The organism is Roseateles sp., from assembly GCF_036486225.1.
GTDB lineage: Bacteria > Pseudomonadota > Gammaproteobacteria > Burkholderiales > Burkholderiaceae_C > Roseateles.
In genome coordinates this window covers 1-8,330 of the sequence record NZ_DASVNZ010000247.1, presented here as the reverse complement: position 1 = coordinate 8,330, position 8,330 = coordinate 1, and the positions used below count along the sequence as shown (strand labels likewise).

Here is an 8,330-nt window from a genome sequence, read left to right as displayed (position 1 = left end):
AACTCCTCGAGCGCGCAGGCGGCGTGCACGTAGCCCAGCACGCCCGCGGCCATCGCCTGGCGGACCCGGCCGCCGTGCGCCACCGGGCTGACGACCAGCCAATGCGGACCGGGCAGGCCGCCGCCGCCGGCAGGACCGCCGAATCCGCCATGGCTGCCGTGATTGCCGTGATTGGCGTTCGCGCCGAGCCCGACCAGGGACGTGCGCCGCGGCAGGCCCGCCAGCGCCTGCAGGGCGCCCTCATGGTCGGCGACGACGAGTCGGATCGGCTCGACGCGACCGGACGGTCCGGCGGCGAGCGTCGGCAGCACGCCGGACTCGGCGATCAGGCCGGCGTCGTCGCCGGCATCGTGGGCGCGGAAGAACGGCGACAGCGCGGCGGCGATGCCGGCGCGCAGCAGCGGGTTGCGGTGGAGGACGATGGCGTCGAGGACGGCGTCCGGGACGGCATGGAGGCGCTCGATCAGGGACATGGACGGCTCCCGGGGCGGTGAAGGACGGTGAAGGGGCAAGGCGGACCGTGGAGGACGGGCGCCGGGGAGGGCTTGAAAGCGCTCCCCTCAGAGACTGCGCCGATCATCGGAAGCGATGCTGCACCGCGATAGCCCCGGTCGAGTCGACAACGTTTACCCGAAAGGGTATCGGCCCCCTGGAACAGGGACGTCCGGCAGGGGGCGACCCTATGATCGCGGCCATGCTGCCCGCGTCCGAACCCATCCGCGTCCTGACGGTCGACGACCACCCGCTGATGCGGGAGGGCATCGCCGCGGTGCTGGGCGAGCAGCCGGACATGACGCCGGTGGGCGAGGCCGACAACGGCTGGCAGGGCCTGCAGGCCTTCGAACGGCTGCGGCCCGACGTCACGCTGATGGACATCCAGATGCCGGGCATGGACGGGCTGGAGGCGCTGGCGCGGCTGCGCGCGCTGAGCCCGGCCGCGCGGGTGATCGTGCTGACCACCTTCAAGTCCGACGGCCAGGCCTGGCAGGCGCTGAAGCTGGGCGCCAGCGGCTACCTGCTGAAGACGCAGCTGCGCACCGAGCTGCTGGACGCGATCCGCGCCGTGCACCGCGGCAACCGCTGGATCCCCAACGAGGTGGCGCAGGAGATCGCCGCCCACGCCGGCCAGGAACAGCTCTCCGGCCGCGAGATCGACGTGCTGGAGCACATCGCGCAGGGCCGCAGCAACCGCGAGATCGGCGGCCTGCTCTCGCTGTCCGAGGACACCATCAAGGCGCGGGTCAAGACCATCCTGTCCAAGCTCGACGCGCGCGACCGCACGCATGCCGTCGTGCTCGCGCTCAAGCGCGGTCTGCTGCGCCTGTGATCCGTCCGGCTCCCGGCCGCAACGGGGTTGTCACGCCCGCCTGCCTCCGACGGGAGAGCGGCGGGTGCGCCATCGGCGGCTGGTAGCGGTACGCGACGGTTCCTACGATGGGGCGATACCCACCCCCTGCCAGGAGCCCCCATGAGCTACGTCACTACCAAGGACGGTACCCAGATCTTCTACAAGGACTGGGGCGCCGGCCAACCCGTCGTCTTCTCGCACGGCTGGCCGCTCAGCAGCGACGCCTGGGAAGACCAGATGCTGTTCCTCGGTCAGCACGGCTTCCGCGTGATCGCGCACGACCGTCGCGGCCACGGACGCTCCAGCCAGACCTGGAACGGCAACGACATGGACACCTACGCCGACGACCTGGCGGCGGTCCTCGACGAGCTGGACGTCAAGGACGCCATCCTGGTCGGCCATTCGACCGGCGGCGGCGAAGTCACCCGCTACGTCGGCCGCCACGGCACGAAGCGCGTGGCCAAGGTCGTGCTCGTGGGCGCCGTGCCGCCCACGATGATGAAGTCCGCCGCGTATCCGGACGGCCTGCCCAAGGAGGTCTTCGACGGCATCCGCGACGGCGTGCGCAAGGACCGCTCGCAGTTCTACAAGGACCTGACCACGCCATTCTTCGGCGCCAATCGCCCCGGCGCCGTCGTGTCGCAGGGCGCGCGCGACAGCTTCTGGCTGCAGGGCATGCAGGGCTCGCTCGCGTCGCAGTTCGACTGCATCAAGCAGTTCTCCGAAACCGACTTCACCGAAGACCTCAAGAAGATCGACGTGCCCACGCTGATCATCCACGGCGATGACGACCAGATCGTCCCGATCGGCCACTCCGCCGAGCTGTCCGTGAAGCTCGCGCCGAAGGCGACGCTCCAGGTCTACAAGGGCGGCAGCCACGGCCTGGCGGTGACCGCCAAGGACCAGCTGAACGCCGATCTGCTGGCGTTCGCCAAGTCCTGACCGATTTCCCCCATTCCCTGACGGAGAGTTCCATGACCCCCATCGCCAAGCCCACCCCCGGCGCCAAGTTGCTGAACCCGAAGGACCACACCCTGGTCCTGATCGACTTCCAGTCGCAGATGGCTTTCGCCACGCACTCCATCTCCGCCAACGAGCTGCGCACCCATGCGTCGCTGGTGGCACAGGCGGCCGCCGGCTTCGGCGTGTCGACCATCCTGACCACGGTGGCCGAAAAGAGCTTCTCCGGCCCGATGTTCGAGGAGATCACCGCGCCCTTCCCCGGCCAGAAGCTGCTGGACCGCACCTCGATGAACACCTGGGAGGACGCGGCGGTGATCGAGGAGATCAACCGCATCGGCAAGCCGCGCATCGTGCTGGCGGGCCTGTGGACCAGCGTGTGCATCGTGGGTCCGGCGCTCTCGGCGCTCGACCAGGGCTTCGAGGTCTACGTGATCACCGACGCCTGCGGCGACGTCTCGGTCGAAGCGCATGAGCGCGCGGTCGAACGCATGGTGCAGGCTGGCGCGCAGCCGATGACGGCGCTGCAGTACCTGCTGGAGCTGCAGCGCGACTGGGCGCGCGGCGAGACCTACGAGCTGACCACCGGCATCGCGAAGAAGGTCGGCGGCTCGTACGGCATCGGCATCCACTACGCCAAGTCGATGTTCGGCGCCCACGAGGGCTGATCGGCGTCGTCACGCGTCTGCGCAGACGCATTTCCCCGATCGGCACATCCGCAGGAAGGCGGCTCTCATGAATGCATACGTTTTGTCGGCCGCCGTCGGGTTGCTGGTCGGGGTGATCTACGGCGTGCTCAACGTGCGATCGCCGGCGCCGCCGGTGATCGCGCTCGTGGGTCTGCTGGGCATACTCGCCGGCGAGCAGATCCCGCCGCTGGTGCGTCAATGGCTGCAGCGCGACACGCACCAGGCGAGCTGGATCGAACAGAAGGTGCGCCCGCACATGTTCGGGCAGATGCCGGGCTGCGAGAAGGCAAGGAAGACCACGGAGACCCACGATGTCTGAGACGACCACGCCCGACCTGGTGCTGTTCAACGGCCGCTTCACGACGCTGGACCGCACGCGGCCGAGCGCCACGGCCGTGGCCATCAAGGACGGCCGCTTCCAGGCCGTCGGCGCGAACCAGGAGATCCTGGCGCTCGCGGGCGCTTCGACGCGCCGCATCGACCTGAAGGGGCGCGGCGTGCTGCCGGGCCTGATCGACAACCACCTGCACATCATCCGCGGCGGGCTCAACTTCAACATGGAGCTGCGCTGGGACGGCGTGCGCAGCCTGGCCGACGCGATGGCCATGCTGAAGGCGCAGGTCGACATCACGCCCGCGCCGCAGTGGGTGCGCGTGGTGGGCGGTTTCACCGAGCACCAGTTCGCCGAGAAGCGCCTGCCGACCATCGACGAGCTCAACGCCCTTGCGCCGGACACGCCGGTCTTCCTGCTGCACCTCTACGACCGCGCGCTGCTGAACGGCGCCGCGCTGCGGGCCGTCGGCTACACGCGCGAGACGCCCGAGCCTCCGGGCGGCCAGATCCTGCGTGACGCCGCGGGTAACCCCACGGGCCTGCTGCTGGCCAAGCCGAACGCGTCCATCCTCTACGCGACGCTGGCCAAGGGTCCGAAGCTGCCGCCCGAGTACCAGCTCAACAGCACGCGCCACTTCATGCGCGAGCTCAACCGGCTCGGCGTCACCGGCGCGATCGACGCCGGCGGCGGATTCCAGAACTATCCCGAGGACTACCAGATCATCCAGAAGCTGTCCGACGCCGGACAGCTGACGATCCGCTTGGCCTACAACCTGTTCACCCAGAAGGCGGGACAGGAGAAGGAGGACTTCCTCCACTGGGCGCAATCGGTCACCTACAAGCAGGGCGACGACTACTTCCGCCACAACGGCGCGGGGGAGATGCTGGTGTTCTCCGCCGCCGACTTCGAGGACTTCCGTCAGCCGCGGCCGGACATGCCGGACCAGATGGAAGGCGAGCTCGAGGAGGTCGTGCGCATCCTCGTCCAGAACCGATGGCCGTGGCGCATGCATGCGACCTACGACGAGACGATCTCGCGCTCGCTCGACGTCTTCGAGAAGGTCCACCGCGACACGCCAATCGACGGGCTGAACTGGTTCTTCGACCATGCGGAGACGATCTCGACGCGCTCGATGGATCGCATCGCCGCGCTGGGCGGCGGCGTGGCGGTGCAGCACCGCATGGCCTACCAGGGCGAGTACTTCGTCGAGCGCTACGGCGCGCGCGCCGCCGAGGCGACGCCGCCGGTGGCGGAGATGCTGCGCCGGGGCATGAAGGTGTCGGCGGGGACGGACGCGACGCGGGTGGCCTCGTACAACCCGTGGGTGTCGCTGTCGTGGCTGGTGACGGGACGGACCGTCGGCGGGCTGCAGATCACGCCGCAGCGCAACTGCCTGGACCGAGAGGCGGCGCTGCGGATGTGGACGGAGAACGTCACCTGGTTCTCGAACGAGCAGGGCAACAAGGGCCAGATCGCTGCGGGACAACTGGCCGACCTGGTCGTGCCGGACCGCGATTTCTTCGGCTGCCCGGAATCGGAGATCGCCGACACGAGCGCACTGCTGACGATGGTCGGCGGCAAGGTGGTGTGGGGCGCGGGCGAATTCGCCGAGCTCGACGACTCGGCGCCGCCGCCGGCGATGCCGGACTGGTCGCCGGTGCGGCGTTTCGGCGGCTACGGTGCGTGGGGCGCAGAAGGCAAGCCGCTGCAGGCGGCGATGCAGCGCGTCGCGTGCTGCGACACCGCCTGCGGTGTCCACGGCCATGCGCATGCGAACGCGTGGGCGTCGGAGATTCCGGCGTCGGACCTGCGCGGCTTCTGGGGCGCGCTGGGCTGCGCGTGCTGGGCGGTGTGATCGGCCGCATGCGGTGAGCGCGCTGTGAAGAGCGACCTGTGATGAACAAGCTGAGATGAGCGAATTCCAAGCGATGAAGACCTCCTCCCCCGTCGCCCCGCAATGGGTGGAGCGGATCCTCCAATGGCCCACCTTCGGGTGCCTGCTTCGGGTGGGGCTGGCCTCGGCCTACCTGATCGGCGGCATCGACAAGGCGATGGACTTCCCCGGCGCGGTCGCTGAGCAGGCGCACTTCGGCCTGCAGCCGGCGGCGTTGTGGGCGGTGCTGGCGATCGCAGTGGAGCTGATCGGCTCGGTACTGCTGATCGTCAACCGCCAGGTGTGGCTCGCGGCCGGCGCGCTGGGCGTGCTGACGCTGGTGGCGATGCTGGTCGCCAACAATTTCTGGGCCCTGGACGGGCAGGCGCGCTTCATGGCGAAGAACGCGTTCTTCGAGCACCTCGGGCTGATCTGCGCACTGGCGATGGCGGCGAGGATCGCGGTGCTCGAGCGCAAGGGGACAGCATGACCGGCGCAAAGAAGCTGCTGCTGGCGAGCCTCGCGCTGGGCTTCATCGGCGGCTATGTGGACACGGTGGGCTTCGTCGCGCTGTTCGGGCTGTTCACGGCGCACGTGACGGGCAACTTCGTGCTGATCGGTGCGGAGCTGAGCCGCGCGAGCGCCAACAGCGTGCTGCTGAAGCTGCTGGTGTTCCCGACCTTCATCGTCGCCGTGGCGCTGTCGCGCCTGGTGGCCTTGCGCTGCGAGCGGACCAAGACGGTGGCGAGCCGGCCGCTGCTGGTGATGCAGACGGTGCTGCTGCTGGTGGCGCTGGTCTGCAGCGTGCCGGCGGGTGCGGCGCTCGCGCCGGATGCGCCGTGGGCGATGGCGACGGGCCTGTTCATGACGGCCGCAATGGGCGTTCAGAACGCGGCGGGGCGACTGGCCTGGCCAGCGCTGACGCCGACGACGGTGATGACCGGCAACGTCACGCAGGTCGTGATCGACAGCGTGGACCTGCTGCGCGGCGCCGCGGGACCGGAGGTGCGGGACCGGCTGAAGCGCTTCATCTGGCCGGTGCTGGCCTTCGCGGTCGGGGCGCTGTCCGGCGCCTTCGCCTATGCGGGGTGGAAGTTCTGGTCGCTGCTATTACCGCTGGTGATGCTCGTCGGCCTGGTGGTGATGGACGTGAGGACGGATCACAAGGGGTGAGCGCGTCAGAATGGGACCATTCCCATTCGACATCCGACGAGCACACCATGAGCAGAGACCAGGCCCTCACCCAAGCCGCCCAGCAACTGGGCTACGACTTCGACGGCGAGATCAAGGCCGGCGGCAACTATCAGCCGCTGATGCGCGACGGCCAGACCGTCTACGTGAGCGGCCAGGTGCCGCGCGTGAAGGACACCGTGGTGGTCACCGGCCGCGTCGGCGCCGAGGTGGACCTGGCCCGCGCCCAGCACGCCGCGAAGATCTGCGCGATGCGCGCGCTGGTGCTGCTGCAGCGTTCGCTCGGATCGCTGGACGCGGTGCAGCAGATCCTGCGCCTCAACGTGTTCACGCAGTGCGCCGAGCACTTCACCCAACTGAGCGAAGTGGCCGACGGCGCGTCGGAGCTGCTGGTGCAGGTCCTCGGTCAGGCGGGCACGCATGTGAGAACCTCGGTCGGGGTCTACGCGCTGCCGAAGAACGCGAGCGTGGAACTGGACCTGACCCTCAGCGTCGTTAAGGACGCGTGAGCCGACGAGCTTCAGTTCGAACGCTCGAATCCCTGACAGGGTTTCCACTGCGCGAGGCCGTGAAAAGCCCTCGCTAGCATGGCCCCGCGACAGGCGCGGAAAGCGCCGTCGCTGTCCGACACCAGACAACAACGCGGACAAGCCCAAGGGAGGGCTCCACCAAGACAGGAATGAAGCGACGCGACCCTCGCTGGGCCGCCGCATGTCCGGTCGCGGCGTGAGCGTCCTCCCACGGCTTGATCCGCGCCCGAGTGTCCGGACGGGGCCGTCGCTGGGCCACTCAACAAGGGAGCTTCTCTGTCATGAAACGTACTCTGTCCCGATTCGGCGTCATCGCCGCGATGGCCCTGAGCGGCCTGACCTCGCTGTCCGCCTTCGCCAGCACCAACATCTACAGCGGCACGCTGATCCTGCCGGACGGCCGCAACACGCGCTTCGACCAGGCCCAGGCCGGCAGCGTCTACCGGCCGATCGCCGAAGCGCAGGCCTCGGTGATGGCCAAGATCAAGTCGGGCATCCAGCCCAAGATCAAGGACGCCTTGCAATCGGTCAGCGGCGCCGTCGCCAACAGCGCGTCGGCCAGCGTCAACGGTCCGGTCTACTTCCAGCTGAAGAACGGCGTCGCGTCGTTCTGGGGTCTGCAGGCGACCGGCTCGGTCCGGGTGCAGCAGTCCAAGCTCGGCATCTCGGTGAGCTGCACGGTGCAGGCCACGATCAACTCGTCGACCCGCGTCAACGGCACGATCGATCCGTACACCGGCGTGTTCACCTTCGCCAACGTCGAGAACTTCTCGGTGACGCCGAGCTACACCTGCGACACCAGCCTGGACTGGATCCCCTTCGTCAACATCGTGGTGGATGCGGTCGTCGACCACTACGTCGACCAGGCCATCGCCGACGGCGTGCGCGCGGCCTACAACGCGCTGGGCGAAGTCAGCAAGCTGGCGCCGGTGCAGCTGATGGGGCTGGACACCCTGCCCAACAACCTGTTCGTCGTGAACGGGTCGGACCTGTGGCCGAGCTTCAAGGCGGACCTCGCGAACGCGTTCTGGTCCATCGACCTGACGATGACGATCGGGGACCCGAAGCACTACATCCATGGCCCGACGGGGTACGCGCACATCGCGACCTCGAACGACCCGGTGTTCTCGCTGATCTTCAACGGCTATGACTTCTCGCTGTGGGACAAGCGGACCTACGTCGACGAGGTGTTCTGCCCGAACACGCGTATCCAGCCGAACTGCTATTTCTTCTGAAGTGATGAGGGACGCCGGCTGACTGACCGGCAATGAAAGAGGCCCGCGGCAGTGATGCCAGCGGGCCTCTTGCGTTCAGACATCGACCAGGCGAGCGCCGGCGCGATCAGAACGGGATCGGTCAGAACGGAATATCGTCATCCATGTCGTCGAAGCCGGTCGACGACTTC

At 68.4% G+C, this 8,330-nt stretch carries 10 protein-coding genes; 9 read left to right on the top strand and 1 reads right to left on the bottom strand.

The features are described from left to right. Positions 1 to 473, bottom strand: a 473-nt coding sequence (locus VF536_RS16485; protein WP_414710394.1) for a hypothetical protein, incomplete at its 3' end; no start/stop codon positions are given. 221 nt (positions 474 to 694) lie between these two features. Here VF536_RS16485 and VF536_RS16480 point away from each other — a divergent pair. The 9 genes from VF536_RS16480 to VF536_RS16440 all read left to right on the top strand — a co-directional run bounded on the left by VF536_RS16480 (position 695) and on the right by VF536_RS16440 (position 8,160). Beyond that, positions 695 to 1,327 carry a response regulator transcription factor gene (locus VF536_RS16480; RefSeq protein WP_331615949.1) on the top strand — a complete coding sequence of 211 codons (633 nt, stop codon included), beginning with the start codon at positions 695 to 697 and terminating at the stop codon, positions 1,325 to 1,327. 141 nt (positions 1,328 to 1,468) lie between these two features. Further along, entirely contained in the window at positions 1,469 to 2,290 is an 822-nt protein-coding gene (locus VF536_RS16475) for an alpha/beta hydrolase (RefSeq protein ID WP_331615948.1), read from the top strand. Between the two features lie 32 nt (positions 2,291 to 2,322). Further along, positions 2,323 to 2,976: a hydrolase gene (locus VF536_RS16470; RefSeq protein ID WP_331615947.1), complete on the top strand. Its 654-nt coding sequence runs from the start codon at positions 2,323 to 2,325 to the stop codon at positions 2,974 to 2,976. Between the two features lie 67 nt (positions 2,977 to 3,043). After that, positions 3,044 to 3,316 (top strand): XapX domain-containing protein, encoded by a 273-nt coding sequence (locus VF536_RS16465; protein WP_331615946.1) that lies wholly within the window; start codon positions 3,044 to 3,046, stop codon positions 3,314 to 3,316. Further along, positions 3,309 to 5,186 carry an amidohydrolase gene (locus VF536_RS16460; protein WP_331615945.1) on the top strand — a complete coding sequence of 626 codons (1,878 nt, stop codon included), beginning with the start codon at positions 3,309 to 3,311 and terminating at the stop codon, positions 5,184 to 5,186. Before VF536_RS16465 ends, VF536_RS16460 begins: the two co-directional genes overlap by 8 nt. Positions 5,187 to 5,241: 55 nt before the next feature. After that, a complete protein-coding gene (locus VF536_RS16455) occupies positions 5,242 to 5,694 on the top strand; it encodes a DoxX family protein (protein WP_331615944.1) in 453 nt (150 codons plus the stop codon). Beyond that, positions 5,691 to 6,377 carry a YoaK family protein gene (locus VF536_RS16450; protein ID WP_331615943.1) on the top strand — a complete coding sequence of 229 codons (687 nt, stop codon included), beginning with the start codon at positions 5,691 to 5,693 and terminating at the stop codon, positions 6,375 to 6,377. Before VF536_RS16455 ends, VF536_RS16450 begins: the two co-directional genes overlap by 4 nt. Positions 6,378 to 6,424: 47 nt before the next feature. Beyond that, positions 6,425 to 6,904, top strand: coding sequence for a RidA family protein (locus VF536_RS16445; RefSeq protein ID WP_331615942.1), 480 nt, complete (start codon positions 6,425 to 6,427; stop codon positions 6,902 to 6,904). Between the two features lie 302 nt (positions 6,905 to 7,206). Further along, positions 7,207 to 8,160: a hypothetical protein gene (locus VF536_RS16440; RefSeq protein WP_331615941.1), complete on the top strand. Its 954-nt coding sequence runs from the start codon at positions 7,207 to 7,209 to the stop codon at positions 8,158 to 8,160. The last annotated feature ends 170 nt before the right edge of the window (positions 8,161 to 8,330 follow it).

Bases quoted from the DNA above. Each gene is read 5' to 3' on its own strand.
- VF536_RS16480 (WP_331615949.1), top strand. From the start codon at position 695: ATGCTGCCCGCGTCCGAACCCATCCGCGTCCTGACGGTCGACGACCAC.
- VF536_RS16475 (WP_331615948.1), top strand. From the start codon at position 1,469: ATGAGCTACGTCACTACCAAGGACGGTACCCAGATCTTCTACAAGGAC.
- VF536_RS16470 (WP_331615947.1), top strand. From the start codon at position 2,323: ATGACCCCCATCGCCAAGCCCACCCCCGGCGCCAAGTTGCTGAACCCG.
- VF536_RS16465 (WP_331615946.1), top strand. From the start codon at position 3,044: ATGAATGCATACGTTTTGTCGGCCGCCGTCGGGTTGCTGGTCGGGGTG.
- VF536_RS16460 (WP_331615945.1), top strand. From the start codon at position 3,309: ATGTCTGAGACGACCACGCCCGACCTGGTGCTGTTCAACGGCCGCTTC.
- VF536_RS16455 (WP_331615944.1), top strand. From the start codon at position 5,242: ATGAGCGAATTCCAAGCGATGAAGACCTCCTCCCCCGTCGCCCCGCAA.
- VF536_RS16450 (WP_331615943.1), top strand. From the start codon at position 5,691: ATGACCGGCGCAAAGAAGCTGCTGCTGGCGAGCCTCGCGCTGGGCTTC.
- VF536_RS16445 (WP_331615942.1), top strand. From the start codon at position 6,425: ATGAGCAGAGACCAGGCCCTCACCCAAGCCGCCCAGCAACTGGGCTAC.
- VF536_RS16440 (WP_331615941.1), top strand. From the start codon at position 7,207: ATGAAACGTACTCTGTCCCGATTCGGCGTCATCGCCGCGATGGCCCTG.